Origin of the sequence: Micromonospora sp. C41 (genome assembly GCF_018070485.1) — a bacterium.
Taxonomy (GTDB): domain Bacteria; phylum Actinomycetota; class Actinomycetes; order Mycobacteriales; family Micromonosporaceae; genus Micromonospora; species Micromonospora chalcea.
The window spans coordinates 1-23,256 of sequence record NZ_JAGPXP010000043.1; the positions used below are offsets into that span (position 1 = coordinate 1).

Here is a 23,256-nt window from a genome sequence, read left to right on the forward strand (position 1 = left end):
ATTTACCCCCGGGGGGGGGGCCCGCGCCCCGGGGGGGGGGCCCCGGCCCGGTGTCAGGCCCCTTTTCGGGTGATCTCGGCCAGCGCCGCCTCGAACGCCGACTCCAGCGCGTCCTTGCGCAGCCCGAGTCCGGTCAGCACACCGTCGCCGCCCTCCTCCTCCAGCAGGGCGAGCAGGATGTGCTCCGTACCGATGTAGTTGTGTCCCATCCGCAGCGCCTCCCGGAACGTCAGCTCCAGGACCTTCTTGGCCCGCGCGTCGTAGGGGATCAGGTCCGGGACCTGGCCGGCCTTCGCCGGCAGCGTCGCGGTGACGACCTCCCGCAGCCGCTCCAGGGGTACGCCCTGCGCCACGATCGCGGCGGCGGCCAGCCCTTCCGGCTCGGCGAGCAACCCGAGCGCGACGTGTCCCGGGGTGATCTCGGCGTTGCCGGCCGCCCGCGCCTCCTCCTGCGAGGCCAGCACGACGTTGCGGGCGCGCGGGGTGAACCGGCCGAACCCGGAGTTCGGGTCGAGCGCGGCGGCGGTCTCCGCCTTGGCCGCGGAACGCTTCTGGGCGGCCTGCTTGCTCACGCCCATACTGCGGCCGATCTCCGTCCACGACGCGCCGGAGCGGCGCGCCTGGTCGACGAAGTGCCCGATCAGGTGATCGGCGACGTCGCCCAGGTGGTCGGCGACGAGGACGGCGTCGGCCAGTTGGTCGAGCGCGTCGGTGTGTGCCTTCTTGATGCCGTCGATGAGGTCGTCGAGGCGTACCGGGTGGGTCATCTTGTGCGGTTCCGTCTCCTCCATGCGTCAACCATAGGTTGACGATACGGATGCGTCAACCCTCGGTTGACGACCCCTTTCCCATCGCGCGATGATCTCGATCCCGGTAGTGTCGACCGGGGTGAGCACCCATTCGACACTGCTGTTCGTGCTCGCCGCCGTCGCGGTCGTCATCGCCGTACGGTGGGTGGCCTCCCGCACCGGCCTGCCCGCCGCCGCGCTCCTGCCGCTCATCGGCATCGCGTACGCGCTGCTCCCCGGCCCCAACATCGGCCTCGATCCCGACCTCGTGCTCATGGTCGTGCTGCCGCCGCTGCTCTACAGCGCCGCGCTCGACTCGTCCCTGCTGGACATCCGGCGCAACCTGCGGATCGTGGTCAGCCTCTCGGTGCTGCTGGTGCTCCTCACCGGACTGCTCGTCGGCGTCGGGTTCCACCTGTTCGTCGCCGGCGCGACCCTGGCCGCCGGCATCGCGGTCGGCGCCGCCGTCGCCCCGCCCGACCCGGTCGCCGCCCTGGCCGTGGGCCGCCGGGTCAACCTGCCGCCGAAGATGGTCACGATCATCCAGGGCGAAGGGCTGCTGAACGACGCCACCGCGCTGACCATGCTCAGCGTCGCGGTGGCCGCCGCCGTGGGCGGCGAGTTCTCGTTCCACGCAGCGGTCGGGCAGTTCGTGCTCGCGGCGGCCGGCGGAATCGCCGTGGGTGTCGTCGTCGCCCGGGCCAAACGGCTGGTCCGGCCGCTCACCGCGGACCCGCTGCTGTCCAACGCCATCTCGCTCGCGACACCGTTCGTGGCGTACCTGCTCGGCGAGGCGCTGCACGTCTCCGGCGTACTCGCAGTGGTGGTCGCCGGCCTGATCGTCGGCCACCAGACGCCGCAGTTCGGGTCCGGGGCGGCCCGCCTCCAGACCAACGCCGTGTGGCGGCTCGTCGACTTCCTGCTCGAAGGCTTCGTCTTCCTGCTCATCGGGCAGCAACTCCCCGCCGTCGTGCGGGGCCTGCGCCAGTACGAGACGTCCACCATCGTCGTCGCCGTCGCCGTGTCCGTCGGCGTGGTCCTGCTCCTGCGCCCGGCCTGGCTGATCCTGACCCAGTGGCTCCCCCGGTCGCTGCACACCCGGCTGGGCGGCGTCGCCGAACAGGACGACACCGACCCGCCCGGCGCGGCGCGGCGGGCGGGGCGAGCCGACCGCAACGCCCGCGGACTGACCGCACGCGAGGTGGTGGCGCTGAGCTGGTCCGGCACCCGGGGCGTGATCAGTCTGGCCGCCATCTTCACGCTGCCGCTCACCACCAACAGCGGAGACCTGTTCCCCGACCGCGACCTGCTGCTGTTCTGCACCTTCGTGGTGGTCCTGGTGACGCTGGTCGGGCAGGGCCTGACGTTCGCGCCGCTCGTGCGGATGCTCGGCCTGCGCGCCGACGAGGCAGACCAGGCCCGGGTACGCAACGAGGCCCGCTCCGCCGCCGTCGAGGCCGCCCTGGCCCGCCTCGACACCGTCGCCGCCGAGGAACCGGACACGCGGGTGGCGGTCGACACCACACGCGCCCAGTTGCTGACCCGGCTGGCCCGCTACCGGGGGCGGCTCGACCTGCTCCAGCAGAGCGGATCGTCGGAGCTGCCCACCTCACCCGAGTACGAGACGGCGCTGCGGGTCCACCGGACCGCGCTGGAGGCACAGCGCGAGGAGTTGCTGCGGTGGCGCGACTCCGGCCGGCTGCCGGACGAGGGACTGCGCGTGCTGGAACGCGAACTCGACCACGAGGAGCTGCTGCTGCCGAAACGGGCGCCGAGCTGACTCCGGGCCCGGCGCCCGCCGGCCGCCTCACAGCTGGCGCAGGATCACCGGATCCTTGATCTTCTTGTCGGCGGCCAGCAGCAACGCCTTGCTGATGATCTCGCCGAGCCGGCTGTCACCCTCGAACGGCAGGAACATCTCCGGCTCCTTCGCCTTCGCCGAGTCCGGGATGACGCACAGGTACCGCTCGTCCGGGGCGATCAGGATGTTGCCCGAGCCGCAGTGGATGCGGTACGTGTGCAGGTCGCCGCGTACCTCCAGGAACCTGTCGGTGAGCGTGCAGCGACCGGCGATCGCCAGCCGGGGGATCAGCTCCGCCAGCACGTCCCGGCGCGTCCGGCCGGTCGGGGTCAGCTCGCCGAAGCTGTTCTGCGCCCAGTAGTCGCGATACCGGCCCTCCGGCCCACCGTCGTACCAGTTCGGGTCGGCGCCCACCCCGGCCGCGGCCACGAACAGGTCGACGTCGCGCATCACCTCGCTCAGCACGACCGGCGGAACCTGCGCCAGCGGAACCGGCAGGCGCTCGCCCCGGATGAAGAACAGCTGGTCGGTTCCCATCGTGTCGAACACGAGGTCGTCGTCCCGGTGCTCGATCCCGGCGACACCCAGTTCGACGCGCAGCCCCCAGTCCGGGAGGGCCAGCCAGGGCAGGTTGTAGGACGCCCCGTCGTTGCGGTGCTGGACGTACGACCAGCCGCGCCGGGACAGCAGCGCGTTGAGCCGGTGCTGACGCACGATGTGCGCGGCGAACCTGTTGGAGTACACGCCAGTGGCTCGCTCCGCGTCGGTGAGCAGATACTGCTCCCGGTGCGCCTGCTTGAACGGCTGGGTGATCGCGTGCCGGGTCAGGAAGTCCCGCCACGGCCCCACCGCGTCGGGGTCGAGCACCGGATGCCACAACCGGACCGTCGCGTCGCCGGCCGGCTCGAACACGCTGTCGTCCACTGTGCGCAGCGCCTCACCGGCCCAGCAGCAGGCGACGCCGTCGACCGTCCAGACAAGCCGCCGGGCCAGCGTACGGGCCAGCGGATGGTCCAGGAGCCGTTCGCGCCACTGCTCGACGGTCCACGAACGGTCGCGCCGCAGCAGCCCTTCCAGCCGGTCGCGGGTGGCGACGAGCGTCGCGGCGACGTCGGCGACAGTCGCCTTCAGCTCCTTCACCTCCTCGCCGTGCTCCCTGCGCACCTGCGCCGGAGGTGTCCTGACCACCTTGCCGTCCGCGTTGCGCCACATCACTACGGCGTCGACACCGCGCACCTCCAGCTCGTACGAGCAGTCGCCCAGCTTGTCCGCGAGCGGCAGCCCGAAGCCGGGCAGGGCCATCTCCTCGACGTCCTCCCGGCTGACACCGAGCGCCTCGGCGTGCCGGGTCAACCCCTTCTCCACCAGGCGCAGGGTGCTCTTGTAGGTCAGCCGCGAGGACAGTCGCGCCAGCTGGGCGAGCGCGGCCGGGTGATCGGTGTCGACGAGCGCCGCGACCGCGGCGTTCGCCAGCTTCGGGCTCGCCGGGCCGTGGCCGGAGATCTTGCGGGCGGCCCGTTCCGCGATCTGGCCGAGGCTGCGCAGGGTCTCTTCGGATGGCGGGCACATCGTCCGCATCCAGAGCAGGCCCCACAGCAGCCTGACGTTGTAGCGGTCGATCATCCGTGGTGGCATGTCCTTGATGTGGCCGGCGCAGCACGTGGTCATGCGCAGTGGCAGGCTGCGGGACTGCCCGACGAGCGGGAGCCAGTCGTCGAGCCGGGCGGTGAACTCGTCGACGCCCACCGCGTCGAGCAGCGACCGGGCCTGCTTGCGCCAGGCGGCCGTCGGCTTCGCCTTGTCCGCCTCGACCGGGCAGTGCGCCAGCAGCGCCTCCCACGCGGACCGGCGATCCGCCGGCATCGCCTCGATGTCCGCGACGGCGCGGTCGGCCCACTGCTCACCGACGTTGGGGATCGGCCACATCCGGTCGGCCTCGTCGCTGATGTAGCTCAGCGAGCGCTCGATCCCGGTCCGACGCCAGGTCGCCAGCGCCGCCGGGTTCACCCGCCCGGCCGCGGCCTCCGCCTGGATGGCCTCCCAGGTGAACCGCTCGAGATGGGAGCTCCAGTAGTTGAATCCCAGCCAGGCCTGAGTGCTCAGCCGGCCGAGCCAGGCCGAGCCGTCGAGGCCGCCGCCGGAACACACGGCACGGATCAGCTTGGCCCACCCGTCCTTGCCCGAGCCCGGCACGGCCAGCGCGTCGAACACCACCTGCCGTACCGGCGCCGGTTGTGCGGCCAGGAGTTCCTTCGTGCGGCGCCACGCCACGCCCCGGGCCCGGTCCCACGGCTCCTCGTGCTGGTACGGCAGGTTCGGCAGGCTGTCGATCAGGGTGGAGGCGGCGACGACACGCCTGTCGTGATCCGCGTCGTCGCCGGTCAGGTCGGCCACGGCGGCGGCGACCGACTCGACCTTCCGGGTGGCCTCCGGCAGCAGCTCGACCAACGGCGGAGCGAGATCGTACGGCCCGTGCGGATCGTTCAGTGCCGCGAGCAGCGACGGAACCGTCCCGGCCGGCGCCCAGCCGCACACGGTCACCACCAGGCTGATGGATTCCCGCTGACCAGGCTCGTTGAGGGTCTGGCCGCTCCGCTCGCACCACCTCTTGACGGTGGCGACCACATCGCGCAGGGCCGACTCGGGGTCGTACGTGTCCACTCAGCCACCCACCAGCGGGACGAGCTTGAGGAAGGTGACGCGCGATCCCGCGTGCAGGCGGACCTTCTCGTCCAGGTCGGTGACCTGGTGGTCGTCCACGAGCACCACGAAGGCGTTGCGGCCGAACGCGTCGAGTGTCGTCCGCGTCCGCTCCTCGGGATCGGCGTCCGCGCCGGACTCGGCGATCCCGAGGGAAACCCGACGGCGGATCAACTCGGCGAGGGGCAGCGTCTCCTCGAAGACCTCAATGGTCCACGCGGGCCCGCCCGGAGCTCCGACCACCTCGTCGGTGACTGTGATCAATGGCATGGCGGAGAAGGTAACGCTTCCCTCCGACACCTCAGCATTTTGTGTGACCTGACCGCGTACCGGACAGTCTCCACGGTGTGCGAGATCATTCCGTGAAGGCGAGGTTGTGAGCGTGTCCTATCCCGCGTACCCGAACAGGGCCGACATGTCGGCGGTGGTGGACGCGGCTCGCCGCGGCGACCGGGCGGCGACGGACGAGGTGGTCTCGCACTGTCTGCCGCTGGTCTACAACATCGTGGGCCGGGCGCTGAACCGGTCGGCCGACGTCGACGACGTGGTGCAGAACACGATGCTGAGCGTCGTACGCGGCCTGCCGGGCGTCCGCGAGCCGCGGCTGTTCCGGTCGTGGCTGGTCGCCGTCACTATGAACGAGATCCGCACCCACACGCAGCGCCGGCCGACCACACCGGCGCCGCCGGAGGACATCGACAACGTGATCGACCCGCGCGCGGACTTCGAGGACCTGACCCTGACTCAGCTCCGCCTCGCCGACCAGCGCCGCGAGGTCGTGCTGGCCACGCGCTGGCTGGACGACGACCACCGCCATCTGCTGTCCCTGTGGTGGCTGGTCGAGGCCGGTCACCTCACCCGCGCCGACCTGGTCGACGCCCTGCGCCTGGAGCCACATCACGTGACCGTGCGGGTGTCCCGGATGAAGGCGCAACTGGACACCGCCCGGCTGGTGGTGCGAGCCCTCACCGCGCGGCCCGGCTGCGCCGGCCTGCGCGACACCGCGTCGGGCTGGAACGGTCAGCCGGCGCCGCTGTGGCGCAAGCGGTTCGCGCGGCATCTCCGGGACTGCGCGCACTGCCCGGACGCGACGAGCGACCTGGTGCCCGCGGAACGGCTGCTCGCCGGCCTGGCGCTCACGCCGCCCCCGGCCGCACTCGCCTCGGACGTCACGCAGAAGCTGCACGCCGTCGCCTCCGTGTCGCCCGTCGCCCCGGCCGGTACGCACGCCGTGGCGGCCGGAGCGAGGTCCGGGCTCTCGTTGTCCAAGACCCTGGTCGGCGTCGCCGCGGCCGTTGCCGTGCTCGGCGGGGGTGGTCTGATCCTTGCCAACTACCCGAGCGGATCGAAGCAGCAGCCGACGAGCGTGGCGGCCTCGCAGCCCGCGACCGAGACCACCGCTCCCGCGCTCACACCCTCCCCGACCGCCGCCTCCCCGACCGCCGCCCTCCCGAGCCCCACCCCGAGCAGGGCGGCGAAGCCCAGCAAGTCGCCAAAGCCGACCCCGTCGCCGGTCAAGTCCACCGCCACGTCCAACGGCTTGTCAGCAGCGGAACGGCGGCTGCTGGTGCTGCTCAACGAGCGGCGTCGCGCGCTCGGGCTGACCGAGGTCAAGCTGGGCGCGGCGCAACACCGGGAGGCGGAGTCCTGCGTACGGCGGAACCTGAACGCGAGCGGGTTGCAGCACTGCGGGCACGAGGTGCTGTTCGCCTCGTCGGGCAACTCCTCGCCGGAGCAGATGATCGAGGCGTGGTTCAACAGTCCGGGCCACAAGACGGCGTTGACGTACGCCAGCTCCCGCTTCGCCGGACCGGCGATCGTGTTCAACGGCAGTCGCCAGGTCGCCGCCATCAACATCGACTACTGAGGCGGTCGCTACGCTCCCCCGATGACGCACGAGAAGGAGATCGTCGAGCCGGTCGACCTGTGCCTTCCGGACGGGCGGCTCAACCCCGCCGCGGTCGGCTGGACCCGCCGGCCGCTGCACCGGGCGAGCCTACGCGGTTGGGGTAGAACCAAGCGCTGGGAGTACTGGGGGATAGTGGCGCCGACCCACATCGTCGGCCTCGTCGCGTCGTCGCTGGACTACGCCGGGGTGCACGGCGTCTACGTGCTCGACCGCGCCACGAAGGTCGAGACCGGCACGGACGCCGTGGTCCCCTTCGCCCGCGGCGTCGTCATGCCGCCGATCAGCGGCGTGGGCGCCGTGCACGCGCACGGAGGCGGCCTGTCGATCGACATCGACCAGACCACCGAGGGCAGCACGATCCGTGCCACCGCGCCGGGCATCCAGATCGACCTCGTGGTGCCGCTCCCGCCCGGCCACGAGTCGCTCGGCGTCGTGGTCCCGTGGAGCACGCGCCGGTTCCAGTACACGGTCAAGGACGTCGGGCGCCCGGTGCGCGGCTCACTGCGGGTGAACGGTACGACGCACGTCGTGGACGAGCGGGACTCGTTCGCCGTGCTCGACCACGGCCGGGGCAAGTGGCCGTACGCGATCACGTGGAACTGGGCGGCGGGCAGCGGATCGGACGTGTCGATCCAGCTCGGCGGCAAGTGGACCGACGGCACCGGCTCGACCGAGAACGCACTGTTCACCGGCGGCCGGCTGCACAAGCTCGGCGCCGAACTGCGCTGGAGCTACGACCGCCGCGACTGGCTGCGGCCGTGGCGGATCAGCGGTGATCGCGTCGAGGTGGAGTTCCACCCGTTCCACGAGAAGGTCTCCCGCACCAACCTCGGCGTCGTGGCCAGCGAGACCCACCAGTGCTTCGGGCACTTCTCCGGCTGGGCCCAGGCGGACGACGGCGAACGGGTGGCTCTGGACGGCCTGGTCGGCTGGGCGGAGGAAGCTCAGAACCGCTGGTGACGCAGCCGCTCGTTGACCTGACGGACCACGTCCTCGGGAAGCTTGACCACGCGCCGGTCGTACGTGAGCAGACCGTTCAGCTCGTCCTCCACGTCGGACAGCTGGGTGTAGACGGTCGCGCTCAGACCGGCCCGGATCGCGGGCACGATCTGCTCGGTGTGCAGCCGCGTGAACGCCTCCGCCAGGTCCTCGGCGCTCCGGTACCGCCGGTAACCGAAATCCTTGCGGCTGAAGGCGTGCCCGTCGACGCGCAGGTTGTAGCCGCCGTACTCGGACAGCACCAGCGCCCGGCGGTCGCCGCGTCGCCGCGGCACCCGGAAGCGGCGGAAGTAGACGTGCAGGCTGCGCAGGTCGCCGCCGCCCTGGTCGTGCCAGCCGCTGGCGTGGTCGACCGTACGGGTGCTGTCGAGTTCGGCGACCTCGCGGGCGATCCGGGCCGCGTCGAACTGCCCCCAGCCCTCGTTGAAGGGCACCCACACGGCGAGGCTCACCACGTTGCGCAGGTGCTCGACGGTGTCGCGCAGCTCGGCCCGGAACCGGTCCCGTCCACCGGCGTCGGCACGGCCGAACCAGCGCCGCCACCGGCCCCGGTCGGGCAGCCGCAGCGGCGTCACCGCCGGCGCGGTGACGACCAGCGGGTGGTAACTGCTGCCGCCGTTGACCATGTCCTGCCAGACCAGCATCCCCAGCCGGTCGCAGTGGTGATACCAGCGCAGCGGCTCGATCTTGATGTGCTTGCGCAGCATGGTGAACCCGAGCCGCTTCATGGTGGCGATGTCGGCGATCATCGCCTCGTCGGAGGGCGCCGTGTACATGCCGTCCGACCAGTAGCCCTGATCGAGGATGCCGGCGTGGAAGTACGGCCGCCCGTTGAGCAGCAGCCGGGGCACGCCGTCCCCGTCCGGTCCGACACCGAACGAACGCATGCCGAAGTAGCTGCGTACCCGGTCCGCGCCCAACTCGGCGGTCACGTCGTAGAGGAACGGATCCTCGGGGCTCCACTGCCGTACCTCGGGGATCGGGATGCGAACGGCCACGCCGACGGGTGCGGTGGCCTCGGCCACCGCGACCCCGTCGGCCAGGATCCGGATGCCGGCGTCGCCGGCATCCGCCGTCGCGTGCACCGTCACCTCGACGCACCGCTCGTCGAGGAGCGGGGTCAGGGTGAGGTGCCGCAGGTGTACGGCGGGCACGCTCTCGGCCCACACCGTCTGCCAGATCCCGGACTGGGCGGTGTACCAGATGCCGCCGCGGCGCAGCCGCTGCTTGCCCCGGGAGTGGTGGCCGGTGTCGCTGTCGTCCTGGACCGCCACGACCAGGACGTTGGCGTCCTCGCGGAGCGCGTCGGTGATGTCGCAGGTGAACGGCAGATACCCGCCGGTGTGGTCGCCGACCGCAACCCCGTTCAGGTAGACCTGGCAGGTCTGGTCGACCGCGCCGAAGTGCAGCAGCAGGCGCGAGCCGGCCGCGTGGAAGCCCACCGGGAGGGTCAGCGGTCGGCGGTACCAGAGCGTCTCGCCCGGCTGGAGCTGCCGCCCGACGCCGGAGAGCGTGGACTCCGGTGAGAACGGCACGAGGATTTCCCCGTCGTAGCGTTCCGGCTCGGTGGACGAACCGGTGATCGCGTACTCCCACCGGCCGTTGAGGTTGAGATAGCTGTCCCGGGCGAACTGCGGGCGGGGGTATTCGGGCAGGACCCGCTCCGGGTCGAGCGTGGAGCCCCACGGGGTCAGCAGCGTCATGCCCGGGCCTCCCGCTCCCGCCGCCGCAGCGCCACGGCCGGCACCGCAATGAGGACCAGCACTGCGAGCGCCATGAGGAAGATGCCCGGCGTCGGAACCTGCTTCACCACGCCGAGATCCTCGTAGACCTCGCCGGCGCCGGTGATCACGGCGGCGCCGAGGTACGGGCCGACGAGCATCGGCACGAGGATGGCGAAGACCATCCGCAGCCCCTGGACATGGCCGGCCCGATCCGGTGGCGAGTAGTCGCGCACGATGGCGCCGATCGGGGCGAGGACGAGCATGAAGCCCGACATCATCACGACCCCGGCGGCGATCACGGGAACCATGCCGCGGGCGAAGAACATCAGCACCAGGCCGGCGCCGTACACCACTACTGCCGGCAGGAGGAAGCGCACCTTGCCGACGCGGTCGATGAGCCGCCCGCCGACCACGCTGACCGCCGACGCCGTGACGAGGACGACGGCCAGGACTATCGCGTACCCCTCGATCCGCAGGTACCGCTGCAGGTAGATGATCAGATACGGCAGGAACACCTGCGTGGAGATCCCCCAGATCGACCAGGCCGCCAGGGCGAGGTAGAGCCCCGGGTTGGCGCGGACGGCGGCCGGGCGCAAACCGTGGACGACGGCGCGCAGGTAGCCGCCCTCGTGCCGGACGAGTGACGGGCTGTCCTCGACCAGGAACCAGGCCAGCAGACCGGCCACGGCCATGATCGCGCCGATGACCACGAAGAACAGCCGCCAGTTCCCGGCGCGGGCCAGCCCGTCGAACCCGCCGAAGATCACCAGCATCGAGACCAGCGGCATGATGGCGAGCACCGACTCGACCCGGCCACGGTTGGCCGGCTCGGTCACGTCGGTGACCCACGCCTGGAACGCCGCGTCGTTTGCGCCCGAGCCGAGGAAGGACATCAGGCAGTCGAGGGTGATGACCGCGATCGCCGTGACCAGCACGACGTTCGCGACGGGCGCGATGTCCTCCACGAAACCCACTGTCAGGAAGCCGAAGGCGGCGGTGGAGACGCCCCACAGCAGGTAGCCGCCCGCGATGAACGACCGGCGCCGCCCGGTCCGGTCGGAGAGGGCACCGAGCAGCAGGGTGGCGACAGTGGCGGTCACTGCGCTGGCGGCGACCATCGTGGCGATCGCGTTGGGATCGTCGGTGATCGTGTCGTACACGAACAGGTTCAGGTAGATGTTCTCGATGGTCCAGGCCATCTGCCCGACGAGCCCGAGCACGATCAGCGCGGTCCAGGTGCGGGGGCGCAGGCCGGCTGGACCGGCCGAGGTAGCCGGGGTGAGCACGCTCGGGGTGGCGGACACGACGGCCTCCTTCGACGGGTCAGAATATGATCCGTCCCGCCCGGCCGTCGATGGGTCCGGGGTCGGCCAGGCAGCTGCGTCCGAGCGGGCACGACGAAATGACCCCGGTACGGAGTCGCCGGACCATGGCCTTCGTCATCAGTCTTTGCGGACGGCGAGGTTGAGGGCGGCGACGGTCAGCTGAGTGAGGTCAGGAAGTTGATCCTCGCCGAGCGTGACACCGCGCAGGTTGTCCAGCGCCGTCTTCAGCCCGTGAAGGCGACTGCCCCGCAGATCGGCACCGTCGAGGTGACAGGAATCCAGTTCCAGGCCTGCAAGGTCACATGACCGCAGTGCGGTGCGCGGTAGACGGCAGGACGACCACGCGCCGTTCGTGAGAGTGCAGTCGGTGAAGGCGACCGAGCCGGCGGCGGCGACGCGCTGGAGGGTGGCGTAGTCGAAGCGGCAGCCGTCGAACAGGACGTCCTTGAGGCGTACGTCGGTGAGTCTGGTGCCGGTGAACCGGGAGCCGGTGATCGCGCAGCGTTCGATGGTGATGCCGGTCAGGGTCGCTCCGGAGAAGTCGGTGCGGGTGATCTCGCAGCCGTAGAGGCTGCCGGCTTCCCAGGTGCTCTCGCTCAGGTCCACACCGGTGATCAGGCTGCTGCGGATACTGGCGTCCTCAAGGTGCGAGCCGCGCCACGCCGAGCCCTCGACGAGGGCCTCGGTGAGGCCGTTCACCAGGTCCGTCGTGGTGTCGAGGTCGTCCGGTTCGAGGTCCGGCAGCAGGAGCTTCACGTCGCCGATCGTGGTGGTGCGCATGTGTCCTCAACCTGTGTGGGCGCGGGGTGGGCACGTCACCCCGCGCGCCCCATGGCGGGGGCTACTTCTTCTTGTTCCAGTTGTCCCAGCCGGGTCGACTGTCGAACCTACCCTTGTTGGCCCAGGTGGGGCGGTTGTCGAACTTCGCCGCGTCGATCGACGTTACCGACCGCTGCGGGTCGACGCCGAGGCGGGCGAGTTGCTCGGGTGCGGCGTTGACGAGGACCGCGAGAGCGTCGGTCATGGTGCTCCTCCTGCTCTTCGATGTTGAAGCCGACCGACTCGCAGCCGGGCAGGCCGGTGAAGAAGCCGACGAGAGCTTCCGCGTGGTCGATGGTTTCCGGGGTGACCACACAGATCACCGAGCACGGCAGCCCCGCTTCGGCCAAGGTCTGCATGCCGCGCAGGGTTCGGGCGTCCGTCGGGTTGCCGGCCCGGTCGAGGCGGTTACGGTTCAACGCGCCCGGTCCGTCGATGCTGACCCCGACCTCGAACCCGTAGGTGGTGAACAGCTCGCACAACTGGCGGTTGATCAGAGTGCCGTTGGTCTGGATCTCGTGACGCACCATTCCCGCGCGCCGGAGCTTCTCGAAGGGGCCAGCAGGCTCCGGAAGAGCCCTATGGGTGTGTAGCAGTAGGTGCAGTCGAGGCTGTAGAAGCTCGTCGGCTGCACGACCAGGGTGTGGAAGCTGCCGGAGACCGCCGGTTGGCCGGTGGCGTTGATGAGGCCGAGGCTGTTCACGAGGTGGCCTCCTCGTCGATGCTGGCCGTGGTGGTGCTGACCCGATAGGCGGGAGCGTGGCGGGCCGGCCAGCCGAGGAACCGGTCGAACATGTCGGCGGCGCTGCCCGTGACGCTCGGGTTGAGCCGGTGCAGGTCGTCGATCGCGTCGTGCAGGCAGCCGGCCAGGTAGAGGAACAGGCTCACCGGCACTTCTCGGTACTCGGCCAGGAGCGCGAGCTTCGCTGCGCCGCAGGGCCACGGCTGCCCGCATCGGCGGCACAGCCACAGCGGGCGCGTCGGCAGATGTTCCACCTCGGCGGGTACGAGCCGGTTCACCGCGGGACGACGCTGTGGCCCGGTCACCGGCGACCGCCCTCGCGGGCCTGCTGCTCGAACAGCCGACGCCACACGAAGGTGAGCAGCGGCGAATCAGCCGGCCGCACCCGTCCCGGCGAGGCCGTCCACCTGGGCTCGGGGTGCCGGGGCTGGGTGGCCATGGCGTTACGCGAGACATACACCGTCATGCCGCCACCCCCGTCAGGGACGATGAGCGGCGGGCCCGCCGGGGGAAGGGCGAGCCCGCCGCCGCACCGCGGCGGCTGGGAGCAGACCGCCGATCACCCACCCACGCAGCCCTCATGGCGGTACGCAGGCGGGGAAAGCGCCGAGACAGTTCGCTCCCGGACGGGCCGAGCCAGCGGCCCAAGCCGTGGTGTGGTGCGCCGCTCATCGATCCCTCCATCTGCAGCTCCGTGTCAGTCATCCCTGACATCGGCATCGACACGCGCCGGTGATCTGGGGTGAACTGAACGTAAGGGCGGTCCGTCCGGAGGACCGGGAAAATCCGTACCGGGTCCGGCGGCCTTCAGCGGGCAGGGTGACGGTGTGCGAGGAATGACGGACGACATGACGATCGGCCAGCGCGTCGCCTTCTACCGGCGTCGACGCGGGCTCTCCCAGGAGGTGCTGGCCGGTCTGGTCGGCAAGACGCAGGAGTGGTTACGCAAGGTCGAGACCAACCGGGCCGACCTCGACCGGCTGTCGGTCATCCGCGCGATCGCCAAGGCCCTCGACGTGTCCCTCGGCGACCTGATCGGTGCGCCGAGCCTGTTCGAGTGGTCGGATGACTCCGGGCGCGAGACGATCCCGGCCTTGCGGGCCGCGCTCCACGACTACCGTCACCTCGCGCCGGCGCTTGCCAGCACGGTGGACGTCGAGGCACCCGCCCTGCGCGAGATCGAGAACGACGTCGCCGAGATCTGGACCGCCTACCAGCACTCGCGGTACGGCACCCTCGCCCGCCGACTGCCCTACCTCATCCACGACTGCCTCACCGCCACCGAGGCGTACGACGGCGACGACGGCCAGCGCGCGCATGCGATGACCGCCTACGCGCACCAGCTCGCCGCGTTGTTCCTTACCAAGCTCGGCGAGGGCGACCTCGCGTGGACCGCTGCCAGCCGAGGGCTGGCCGCCGCCAACGTTAGCCAGGATCACGTCGTCATCGGCTCACTCAGCCGCTCCGCCGCACACTCGCTGGCATCCATCGGGGAGTACGCCCAAGCCCTGGGCCTCGCCGCCACGGCGGCGCGGTTCCTGGAACCCCGGCTCGCCAAGCCGACTCCGCAGCTGCTGTCGGTCTACGGCAGCCTGCACCTCGTCTGCGCGCTGGCCGCCGCCCGAGACGACGATCGCGCCTCGGCCGACACCCACATCACCGAGGCCGACGCCGCCGCAAGACGGCTCGGCGCCGACGGCAACCACGTGTGGACCGCGTTCGGCCCGACCAACGTGTCGATCCACAAAACGACCGTGGCGATGGAACTCGGCGACGTGCAACGCGCCATCGCCATCGGCGCCCCACTCGACACCAGCACCGTGCCCGTCGAGCGACAGGTTCGGCACGCCATCGAAACCGCCCGAGCCCTTGCCCGGTGGAACCGCATCGACGACGCGCTCGCCGCGCTCCTGGACGCCGAGGTCATCGGCCCCGACCAGGTGCGCTACCACTCGCTCTCCCGCGACCTTGTCCGGGACATCCTCACCCGCCCCCGGCCACCTCGACTGGCCGTCGAACTCAGCGACCGGATGGGCGTCCGGTCGGGAGGACCGCGCTGGTAGCTGGGCTCAGATCAGCCGGCTCGTGTAGCCAGCCGCTACCAGGCGCTCGAAGGCCTCCCGTACCTCGTCCGGCATCTCCTGGGGGATCGCGAACCCGCGCTCGGCGTACACCTCGATCCGCTGCGTGTCGCCGACCAGCATGTCCACCACCCGCCGCGGGTCGCCGATGCTGCGCACGTAGTCGTCCAGGTCAAGCGGGTTCGACGCGCACACCACATCGACCTCGGGCCACATCAGCCTGCAGGTGGCGTAGGCCCGACGCTGCTGGTACGGCCGAGACATGATCAGCACCGACTTCACCGGGATCCGGTGTTCGGTCAGGAGCCGACGCGAGTACTCCAGGTTCTGCGCGGTGTTCGTGGCACGTGGCTCCACGAGAATCGCTTCCCCGGGTACACCCTGCTCGATGGCGTACTCGCGGTAGTGCACTGCTTCTCCACGCGGAAAACGGTCGACGGTCGTCGGGGCGTTCGCGCCCGTGAACACGATCCTTGGGAACAGTCCCTCGTGAAACAAGCGCGTCGCGATGACAGCCACGCCGAGGTCATGACTCCCCAACCCGATTCCCACGTCGCACGGGCGCAACTCGTGACGCATGTCGTGGTAGCGCCACAGCGTCTCCACGTCCGCTCGGATCGCGTCACGGATCGCCTCGGAAGGTGCCGCCGCATGCCGGTTCATCAGCACCTACCAGTCCGGTCCGCGCTGGGTTCCCTCATGCCGCCAGCGTAGGGGTAGCAGGGCAGCACCACGCCGCTGAGTCCAGCACCACGCCGCTGGCCACGTCACAATCAGGTACGACAGGATCCGCCACCGCCTCGGGGACAACCGCCTCGCGGCATGCTGGTCACCCATTCCCTGGTGATCCCTCCGAGCCTCGGCGGTTCGACATCCTGTTTCCCAAAGCCCCAACAGAGAGTGATCGATGCTCTGACCGGGAGATCGGAGGCCAGGGACCGCCGCGACCGGAGACAGCGCCCGTCGTGGGCCGTTGGGCGAGGCGTCGGCGGGCCGTGCGAGCGCCCCACATACCAAACCGTGGTTTTGGGACCGATTTTGGAGATCACTGTTCAGTGAATCAGCCGAATAGCCGAGAACGAAGAAACGAAGCGGTCAAACCGGGCCACCAAAAGTCGATCTCCATGGAGAGCGCCGCACCGCCAGCACCGATCGCCAGAAACGCCTGACACGCGCCTTCCCGGCTCGGCGACGAAGCGCCACACACTGAGAAAATGGTTACCGAAAGTGACGGATTCACGCGAGCCCTCCGCGCCAGCGTTCAGCTGATCAGCCACCCCTCGCCCCGGCCGCCTAGCGCCAGCCCTCCAGATGTGAGACTGTCTATGTAACTGAATGTGCCTGTGCAGCTGCATTTAGCGATGTGGGTGGTTCCGTTGGAACAGCTTCCATTGTGGGGACCGAGCACCGACGAAGAGCCGAGACCGAAACCAGTCCTGGCACGACCAACGAAACTCCGCCTTCTGATCACAGTGAAAGCGGCACCCAACCCCTCCGCGCAGTACGGGGAGACTGTCTGCGTCGGGGCACTCGGCATAGACCCACCCTGGACGGGCTGGATTCGCCTCTACCCAATCCACTACCGGCACCTCGATGACGACGGCAAGTTCCACAAGTACGACATCATCCACGTCGAGGCACTCCCAGCCAGGCAGGACCAGCGGCGCGAGAGCTGGAAGCCGATCGTGGACACCATCACCACCGAACGGCATATCGCCAATCGGCAGTCGCGTCGGAACCTTCTCGATCCACTCGTCGAAGACTCCATGTGCCGACTCAACAGACAGGCCCGCGACGACCCGAGCGCACGATCGATCGCTCTCATTCGCGCGGCCGACATCTCGGCGCTTAAGGTCAAGCGACACCCCGGCTGGTCGGCGGAGGATCGCAGGAAGATCACTGGCTACCTCAACCAGCTCGACCTACTGGAACCGGCCAAGCGCAGCCCGCTTCAAGCACCGCGCTTCACCGGCGCCTACCGCTACCGCTGCGCGGACCGTCATTGCCGCGGTCACCAGCAGACACTCTGGGACTGGGAGTTCGTCGCCCTACAGCGTCGCCTGAGCAAGCTCACCGACGCGGAGGCCGAGGAGCAGCTGAGAGACAAGTTCCTCACCCAGCTCTGCGCCGCCGACCGCGACGTCGCCTTCTACGTAGGCAACCAAGCGGCACGACCGCAGTCCTTCAGCATCGGCGGCGTCTACGCACCAAGACGGCCCACCGCCCGGTACCGGCTGCACGTCAACTAATGAGGTCGGCCAGCACGTCGGCATGGCACGCATCCTCGACCCGACACCAGCACGCCAACTGCTTCCCCGCGAGTTCCCGACGCGCCCGCTCAACAAGGGCCGGCTGCCCCACAAGCCACTGCCGATAGAGGCGTAACGCCTCCGCCCGATCATGCTTCCGCAGGCTAAACGGATTGGCCCAAGGAGAACGCCGCAACCCGAACCCCTGCCGCCCCACGTACACGGCACCCGGTGGTACCACCGGGTGATAGAGATCCCCCTGCACACGAACCCGAGGCTGTCCCCCCACGCCGCCAGCGTAATCGGCGACGACCGGCCCCGCGTGGATGCTCGAAGGAAGCGCGTCGACGCCCGGACTGGCGAATGCCCCAATGACCACGAAGGCCCGATGCAGGCTGGCCACCTCAGAGATGACCATGAGGGCAGTCGTCCACGGAACAACCACATGTCCCAGCAACCCCGGCCCGGTCCAACGGCTCCCGAGCACCCACCGAGCGACCACCCACGCACACGAAAAAGGCCCCGACCCGGCGTGAACCACCAGGTCAGGGCCTTGATCGTTGGTGCGCCGCCAGGGACTCGAACCCCGAACCCGCGGATTAAGAGTCCGCTGCTCTGCCAGTTGAGCTAGCGGCGCTCGCTGACAACGGGACGAGACGTTAGCACGCCCGCCCAGCACCCCCGAAATCCAGGGTCGGCCTCACCGCACCGCCAGCGTGACCTGCCCGGTCGCGGCCCCCGACGGGTCCACCATCAGGGTGTACGCCCCGGAGGCCGGCAACACGGTCGGCCCGAGTTCACCGGCCCCGTTGATCACGCAGCCGCTGCCGACGGTGCTGCCGTCGGGCGCGCGCAGCGCCAGCACGCCGCACTGGTCCGGCAGGTCGGAGGCGGTCGCGCTCACCGTCACCGACGTGCCGGCGACGGCGGTGAACCGGTAGCCGATGACCGCGCCGGGCCGTTCCACGACGGCGACGACAGGTGGCCCGCCGGGCGTGATCGCCGCCTCGCGGTCCCGGCTGGTGACCAGCCGCAGCGTGGTCGTGCCGGTGCCGCGTTCGGTCGGGTCGACCACCACCGTGTACGTCCCGTCGGCGGGCAGCACCGTGCCGTCGACCTCGCCGGTCCCGTTGATCACGCAGCCGCTGCGCAGCAGCCGCCCCTCGGCGTCCCGCAGTTCCAGCGGCGAGCACTGGTCGGTGAGCGCGCTCGTCGGCACCTCCACGTAGACGCGCTCACCGGCGCGCCCGGTGAACCGGTAACGGGCCCGCGCGCCGGGCTGCTCGACGGTGGCGGTGACCGCCGGGCCGTTCGGCTGCAGCGTCCCGTCGCTGTCCTGGGCCGCGTACACCCGCACGACGGCGCGGCCGGTGTCACCGGGCGCCGCGACGACCCGCAGCGCGTACGTGCCGGTGGCGGTGAGGTCGACGCGGTCGACGTACCCGTTGCCCTTGATGTTGCAGCCGCTGGCGATCTCCCGGCCGCCCGGCTCGGTGAGCACGTACGGCGAGCAGCGGTCGCCGATCCCGGGCGCGGTGGCGTCGACGAAGACGGCGTCCCCGGCTCGCGCGGTGAACGTCAGCGGCGCGCCGCCGGGGGTGAGCGAGGCGGCGGCGACGGGTACGGCGGTGATCGGGGTGGCGGCCGGCGGGGCGACCCGTTCGGTGCTCGCGCCGGCGACGGCGAACTCGGGGCGCCCGCTGACCGCGACGTCGAAGACGCACTCGGCGAGCTGGGCGGGCGCGGTGACGCCGGCCCAGCGGCACACCTGTTCGGCCGCCGCGCGCCGGGCCGGGTCGAGGTCGGCGACGGTGACCTCTCGTTCCGGGAACGCGCGGTCGGTGAACGTGCCGGTGTTCTGCCCGTCGTCGTAGTGCAGCAGCGAGCGGTCCGCGGCGATCCGCCAGCTGTCCGCGTACGCGGGATAGAGCTTGCCGAAAGGCACCGGCTGGGCCAACGGCGCCCCGGAGGCGGGCGCGATGTCGTCGGCCGGGTCGCCGTCGAAGTCGCCGAGCAGTCCGCGTACCTTTCCGGCCCGGGTCTCGGCCAGCCGCACCAGGATCCGGTAGCCGTACCGGCCGATCTGGTCCACCGCCGCCGCGGAGCCGTCCGGCCACGTCACGTCGTACCCGTCGGTGGGCCCGGTGTCCGACGGGCGGCGGGTGAGCGTGCCGCCGCCGGCCAGGTCGGTGCGGTCCGGGGGTACGGCGAGCGGCGCGCCGTCGACGTGTACCCGGGTGCCGCCGTCGGTGAGGGTCAGCGCGACGCGGTGCGCGCCGACCCGGAACGCGACAGCCGAGTTGACCGAGGCGGTCCGCGTGCCCGCCATCGGGGCCTGCCGCACCTGCACCTCCAGCGGGTCGCCACCGGTGGAGGCGACCAGCGTGAACTCGCCGACTGCCTGGAAGTCGTAGGCGACCCGGTCGAACGTGACCAGGTGCGGGTCGCCGTTGCTGCCGCCGCAGTCGGCGCCGTCCTCGCAGAGCTTCACCGGCCCCTTCGGCGGCGGCGTCTTCTTGGCCGGCTTCTTGCACTCGTCGAGGCTCTTCGGCAGCGTCTTCCCGTCGTACTCGGTGCGCGGCGGCAACCCCTTCGCCGCCCGATAGCGGTTCTCCGCGAGCGTCGCCTTCACCTCGGCGGTACGGATGCCGGTGCCGCCGCACTCGCCCTGCGGCACCGCGTTGCGGGAGATGTCGTCGGCGTGGTTCAGCTCGTGGTAGAGCGCGGCGCAGGGGTCACGGGCCACCCCGTCGTCGTACGGGTCGGTGGAGGTCGGGTTCCACGTGACGGTCGAGGAGCCCTTGCCGTCGGCGCTGTCCGGCGTCTCGAACGCGCCGGAGCCACCAGTGGTCGGGATGATCCGCACCCGAGGGCTCTTCTTGTCGCGCAGCCTCGGCAGCAGGCCGGACGGGTCGCCGCCGGGTAGCGCGAACCCGGCCAGGCAGCCGTCGACAGCCGCCTGGAAGTCGACGCCGCTGACCGGCACCCCGGCGGTCGGGTCGACGCCGTAGTCGGCGCGCGCCGGCCGGGCACCACCACCGACGTACGCGCCGACGGCGACCAGCAGCAGCGCCACGACGGCGGCGGTCGGCCGGCGGCGTACCAGCAGCAGCACGACCAGCGCGACGACGAGCAGCGCGAGGACTCCCCCACCGACGAGCCAGAGCCAGCGTCGGCCGGGACCGCCGTCGTCGGACACGGTGAACGTGCTGGTCCGCAGCACCGTCGCGCCCGCGCACAGGTCCGCCGCGCCGGTCACCGGCAGCGTCACGTAGCCCGCTGTCACCTCGTACCGGCCGGGTGCGCCGACCGGCCAGAGCGTGTCCAGCCCGCCGCCGTCCGGCGTGGCGGCCACCGAGCGGAGGACCACCTCGCCGTCACGCAGCCGTACCCCGGTCGAGGTCACTGTGGCGGTCGCGCCCGGCTCGACGGTGGTCAGTCCGGCGGTGGCGGCGGCGCCGATCCCGTCGTCGTGGAAGCTGCGGGCGAGCGTCGGCGTGACGTCGCGCCCGTCCCGGCGTACCCCGGTGATCTGCACGGTGCCGACGGCGCTGGTGGCGAGCGCGCAGGCCGCGCCGGTGGCGTTCGTGACGGTGAGGTCGAGGCGGACCTGGTCCCCGGCGCGGTAGTCGGCCTGACCGGGCCGCAGCGCCAGGCCGAGGCCGCCGTCGGCGGGCGCCGCGGCGGCGCTCGCCACCCCGGTCGCCAGAGCGGTCACGAGTACGCCGAGCGCCGCAGCCAGCCGCAGGGTCCACCTCATGGTGCGGACTGTAGAAGCGGGTGGGCCGGTTTCCGCGCGGTCTGTCGGGGACCGGTCGGAGCCGTATCCTGCTGGTGATGAAGCTCTTCGGTACGGTCGCCGACCTGTACGAGCGCGCGCGGCCCGGTTATCCGCCGGAGATCGCCGAGTCGATCCTCGCCTACCACGGCGGTACCCCGGCCTCAGTGGTCGAGGTCGGCGCGGGCACCGGGAAGGGCACCGACGTGCTGGCCCGCCTCGGCGCGCCGCTGACCTGTGTGGAGCCCGACGCGCGGATGGCGGCCCGGCTGGCCGAGCGGTTCCCGGACGCCCGCGTCGAGGCGACGACGTTCGAGCGATGGTCGCCGCCGGCCGGCGGGGTGGACGTGCTCGCCTGCGCGATGGCCTGGCACTGGCTGGACGCCGCCACCCGCAACGCCCTGGCCCGGCGCGCCCTGGCACCCGGCGGCACGCTCGCCGTCTTCGGGCACCGCTACGACTACGCCGACGCCGGCCAGCAGGCCGCCGTCCGGGCCGCACTGCGATCCGTCGACCCCACCGTCCGGAAGCGGCCCGTCGACTGGTTCCACCGGGACATCCTCGACAGCGGGCAGTTCGACGACGTACGCCGCGAGGTGTTCCGGCGGGAACTGCCGCTGGACAAGGAGCGGTACCTGGCGCTGATGCGCACGTTCGGGCCGTACCTGTCCCGGACCCCCGAGCAGCAGCAGCGCGGGATCGCCGCCCTGGACCGGCTGGTGGACGACTTCGGCGGCACCGTCGTGCTCGACCTGCGGACCACGCTGGTGCTGGGCCGGACCGATGCTCGGTGACCTGGTGATGGCCCGCGGCAGTTGCTGAACCTCAAGCGGCTCGCCGAGTCCGCAGCTCATTCGGTCACGCCGGTCGTCGCTCGACCGGCGCGCTGCTGAGCACGCCGTCGGGGCGGACCTCCTGACGAAGACGCGCCAGGTTGACGAACCGGTCGCCGTCGACCGGGGCGGCGTCGAGCAGGCGCAGGACCACAGTGCAGTACTTGGCCATGGTGTTGCGGCCCGGCATGAAGATGAACAACTCGTCGTGGGCGTCCGGCGTCTGCACGAACAGGTCGGCAGGCAGGGACGGCAGCGTCTCCGGGGTGCCCGTCACCGCGACCTTGACCGTCCAGAACGGCCCGGTGCCGTCGAGTACGCGCCGGTCCTGCTCCGGCGTCTCCAGCGCCATCGTCCGCCACGGCTCGCCCAGGCAGGTGAGGCCCGCCCGCCGCACGGCGGTGACCAGTTCGGCCGCCGCCGCCTGGATGATCTCCTCGGCCCGGTCCCACTCCTGCGCGTCCCGGCCCAGCGGCGTGCCCGGCACGAGCCGCGCCACCACAGTCGTGGCCGGCACGTGCCGCAGCCGCGGCTCCGGCTGCGCCTCGAAGACGGCGCGGGCGGCAGCGATCGCGTCCGCCTGCGCCTGGCGTTCCCGGCTGACCTCGTCGCTGTGCCAATCGAGCAGGGCGAGCGCCTGGTCCGGTTCGTCGAGGGCACGCCGGACGAGCTTCACGCTCATTCCGGTGTCCCGCAGCAGCGTGATCAGCATGGCACGTTCGACCTGCTCGAAGGCGTACGAGCGGTGGCCGGTCCGGTCGTCGACCTCGGCGGGCACGAGCAGCCCTTCGGCGTGGTAGAAGCGCAGCGCCTGCGGCGACAGGTGACACATCTGGCTGAACTCGCTGATCGACAACATGATCCCAGCCTGCCCCCTTCAGTAACCGCAAGGGCAAGCGCCGCCGCCTAATGCTGGGGCAGCCCGGCGGCGGCCGCGATCGTCTCGACCGCCTGCTCCAAGCCGGTGCTCTCCGGGAGGACGAGTTCGCCGGGCCAGCCCAGGACGTCGTGCGCGGCGTACCAGTCGCTCATCTGCTCGGCGGTGAACTCACCGGCCTGCGGGCGGGTCAGATGCCGGCGCAGCGTCTCGGCCAGCGACACGTCGAGGTAGCAGAACAGCGACCGCCCCCGGTGGCCGTGGTCAGCATGTCGCGGTAGCGGCCGGTGTACAGGATGCCCTCCAGGACCACGTGGTAGCCGTGGTCGAGCGCGAACCGGACGGTCTGCTCGATCAGGGCGGGCGCGACGCCGCCGGGCTTGTCCCGTTCGCGCAGGACGATGCGGCGCAGGTAGTCCTGTTCGACGAGGGCGCATCCCCGGCCGTGCCGGTGTCGTAGCTCGCGGGCGATGCTGCTCTTGCCCGAGCCGGAGTTGCCCCTGATGCAGACGAGGACCGTGTCCGGGCTCCCGGTGGTCTCAGCGGGCACGGCGCCTCCCTGGCCTCAGGCGCCGCTGACGGATGGGGTCAGGGCGGCGCTCCGAACAGCGGACTCGTGGGGGCCACGGCC

At 71.1% G+C, this 23,256-nt stretch carries 19 protein-coding genes, 1 tRNA gene and 2 pseudogenes; 6 read left to right on the top strand and 16 right to left on the bottom strand.

Annotation, left to right across the window (positions count from 1 at the left end):
* Nucleotides 1-53 precede the first annotated feature (53 nt).
* On the bottom strand, nucleotides 54-791 hold the full coding sequence (locus KBX43_RS28830) for a Clp protease N-terminal domain-containing protein (RefSeq protein WP_043326103.1): 738 nt from the start codon (nucleotides 789-791) through the stop codon (nucleotides 54-56).
* 67 nt (nucleotides 792-858) lie between these two features.
* Between KBX43_RS28830 and KBX43_RS28835 the strand changes: the two genes are divergently transcribed.
* The gene (locus tag KBX43_RS28835) at nucleotides 859-2,568 is read left to right on the top strand and encodes a Na+/H+ antiporter (RefSeq protein WP_210888286.1); all 1,710 of its coding nucleotides are present in this window, start codon (nucleotides 859-861) and stop codon (nucleotides 2,566-2,568) included.
* 27 nt (nucleotides 2,569-2,595) lie between these two features.
* On the opposite strand, the gene KBX43_RS28840 is transcribed toward KBX43_RS28835, so the two are convergent.
* Together KBX43_RS28840 and KBX43_RS28845 are read right to left on the bottom strand one after the other, a co-directional pair.
* Nucleotides 2,596-5,250 carry a DUF4132 domain-containing protein gene (locus KBX43_RS28840; protein ID WP_307851620.1) on the bottom strand — a complete coding sequence of 885 codons (2,655 nt, stop codon included), beginning with the start codon at nucleotides 5,248-5,250 and terminating at the stop codon, nucleotides 2,596-2,598.
* Nucleotides 5,251-5,559, bottom strand: coding sequence for a hypothetical protein (locus KBX43_RS28845; protein WP_210888288.1), 309 nt, complete (start codon nucleotides 5,557-5,559; stop codon nucleotides 5,251-5,253).
* 112 nt (nucleotides 5,560-5,671) lie between these two features.
* Between KBX43_RS28845 and KBX43_RS28850 the strand changes: the two genes are divergently transcribed.
* Together KBX43_RS28850 and KBX43_RS28855 are read left to right on the top strand one after the other, a co-directional pair.
* On the top strand, nucleotides 5,672-7,156 hold the full coding sequence (locus KBX43_RS28850; RefSeq protein ID WP_307851621.1) for a sigma-70 family RNA polymerase sigma factor: 1,485 nt from the start codon (nucleotides 5,672-5,674) through the stop codon (nucleotides 7,154-7,156).
* A gap of 21 nt (nucleotides 7,157-7,177) precedes the next feature.
* Nucleotides 7,178-8,158: a DUF2804 domain-containing protein gene (locus KBX43_RS28855; RefSeq protein ID WP_210888292.1), complete on the top strand. Its 981-nt coding sequence runs from the start codon at nucleotides 7,178-7,180 to the stop codon at nucleotides 8,156-8,158.
* Here the strand turns inward: KBX43_RS28855 and KBX43_RS28860 are convergent.
* The 7 genes and pseudogenes from KBX43_RS28860 to amcA (KBX43_RS28890) form a co-directional block, all read right to left on the bottom strand.
* Nucleotides 8,143-9,900 (bottom strand): glycoside hydrolase family 2 protein, encoded by a 1,758-nt coding sequence (locus KBX43_RS28860; protein ID WP_210888295.1) that lies wholly within the window; start codon nucleotides 9,898-9,900, stop codon nucleotides 8,143-8,145. The two genes, KBX43_RS28855 and KBX43_RS28860, sit on opposite strands and share 16 nt — an antisense overlap.
* Nucleotides 9,897-11,225, bottom strand: a complete 1,329-nt coding sequence (locus KBX43_RS28865; RefSeq protein WP_210888299.1) for an MFS transporter — start codon at nucleotides 11,223-11,225, stop codon at nucleotides 9,897-9,899. Before KBX43_RS28865 ends, KBX43_RS28860 begins: the two co-directional genes overlap by 4 nt.
* Before the next feature lie 138 nt (nucleotides 11,226-11,363).
* Nucleotides 11,364-12,026, bottom strand: a complete 663-nt coding sequence (locus tag KBX43_RS28870; RefSeq protein ID WP_043326117.1) for a pentapeptide repeat-containing protein — start codon at nucleotides 12,024-12,026, stop codon at nucleotides 11,364-11,366.
* Between the two features lie 61 nt (nucleotides 12,027-12,087).
* Entirely contained in the window at nucleotides 12,088-12,270 is a 183-nt protein-coding gene (gene amcA / locus KBX43_RS28875; RefSeq protein ID WP_210888302.1) for a multiple cyclophane-containing RiPP AmcA, read from the bottom strand.
* Nucleotides 12,271-12,277: 7 nt separating this feature from the next.
* Nucleotides 12,278-12,768: pseudogene (locus KBX43_RS28880) on the bottom strand (radical SAM protein); the annotation flags it as partial.
* Nucleotides 12,765-13,112: a hypothetical protein gene (locus KBX43_RS28885; RefSeq protein ID WP_043326124.1), complete on the bottom strand. Its 348-nt coding sequence runs from the start codon at nucleotides 13,110-13,112 to the stop codon at nucleotides 12,765-12,767. The pseudogene KBX43_RS28880 and the gene KBX43_RS28885, both read right to left, overlap by 4 nt.
* Nucleotides 13,109-13,273, bottom strand: coding sequence for a multiple cyclophane-containing RiPP AmcA (gene amcA / locus KBX43_RS28890; RefSeq protein ID WP_210888305.1), 165 nt, complete (start codon nucleotides 13,271-13,273; stop codon nucleotides 13,109-13,111). Before amcA (KBX43_RS28890) ends, KBX43_RS28885 begins: the two co-directional genes overlap by 4 nt.
* Nucleotides 13,274-13,643: 370 nt before the next feature.
* Between amcA (KBX43_RS28890) and KBX43_RS28895 the strand changes: the two genes are divergently transcribed.
* The gene (locus tag KBX43_RS28895) at nucleotides 13,644-14,870 is read left to right on the top strand and encodes a helix-turn-helix domain-containing protein (RefSeq protein WP_176722749.1); all 1,227 of its coding nucleotides are present in this window, start codon (nucleotides 13,644-13,646) and stop codon (nucleotides 14,868-14,870) included.
* A 6-nt stretch (nucleotides 14,871-14,876) separates the two neighbouring features.
* Here the strand turns inward: KBX43_RS28895 and KBX43_RS28900 are convergent, their stop codons facing one another.
* Complete coding sequence (locus KBX43_RS28900) at nucleotides 14,877-15,557, bottom strand: YdcF family protein (protein WP_210888308.1); 681 nt, start codon at nucleotides 15,555-15,557, stop codon at nucleotides 14,877-14,879.
* Between the two features lie 692 nt (nucleotides 15,558-16,249).
* Between KBX43_RS28900 and KBX43_RS28905 the strand changes: the two genes are divergently transcribed.
* A complete protein-coding gene (locus KBX43_RS28905) occupies nucleotides 16,250-17,137 on the top strand; it encodes a hypothetical protein (RefSeq protein ID WP_043330585.1) in 888 nt (295 codons plus the stop codon).
* Here the strand turns inward: KBX43_RS28905 and KBX43_RS32280 are convergent.
* The 3 genes from KBX43_RS32280 to KBX43_RS28920 form a co-directional block, all read right to left on the bottom strand.
* On the bottom strand, nucleotides 17,130-17,555 hold the full coding sequence (locus tag KBX43_RS32280) for a DUF4326 domain-containing protein (protein WP_084789521.1): 426 nt from the start codon (nucleotides 17,553-17,555) through the stop codon (nucleotides 17,130-17,132). The genes KBX43_RS28905 and KBX43_RS32280 overlap by 8 nt on opposite strands.
* A gap of 143 nt (nucleotides 17,556-17,698) precedes the next feature.
* Nucleotides 17,699-17,774: transfer RNA gene (locus KBX43_RS28915), tRNA-Lys, on the bottom strand.
* A 63-nt stretch (nucleotides 17,775-17,837) separates the two neighbouring features.
* Nucleotides 17,838-20,897, bottom strand: a complete 3,060-nt coding sequence (locus KBX43_RS28920) for a VWD domain-containing protein (RefSeq protein WP_210888310.1) — start codon at nucleotides 20,895-20,897, stop codon at nucleotides 17,838-17,840.
* A 77-nt stretch (nucleotides 20,898-20,974) separates the two neighbouring features.
* Here KBX43_RS28920 and KBX43_RS28925 point away from each other — a divergent pair, with 77 nt between their 5' ends.
* Entirely contained in the window at nucleotides 20,975-21,709 is a 735-nt protein-coding gene (locus KBX43_RS28925; protein WP_210888312.1) for a trans-aconitate 2-methyltransferase, read from the top strand.
* A gap of 64 nt (nucleotides 21,710-21,773) precedes the next feature.
* Here the strand turns inward: KBX43_RS28925 and KBX43_RS28930 are convergent, their stop codons facing one another.
* Both KBX43_RS28930 and KBX43_RS28935 read right to left on the bottom strand, forming a co-directional pair.
* Nucleotides 21,774-22,607: a MerR family transcriptional regulator gene (locus tag KBX43_RS28930; protein WP_210888314.1), complete on the bottom strand. Its 834-nt coding sequence runs from the start codon at nucleotides 22,605-22,607 to the stop codon at nucleotides 21,774-21,776.
* Between the two features lie 47 nt (nucleotides 22,608-22,654).
* Nucleotides 22,655-23,175: pseudogene (locus KBX43_RS28935) on the bottom strand (kinase).
* Nucleotides 23,176-23,256: the final 81 nt, after the last annotated feature.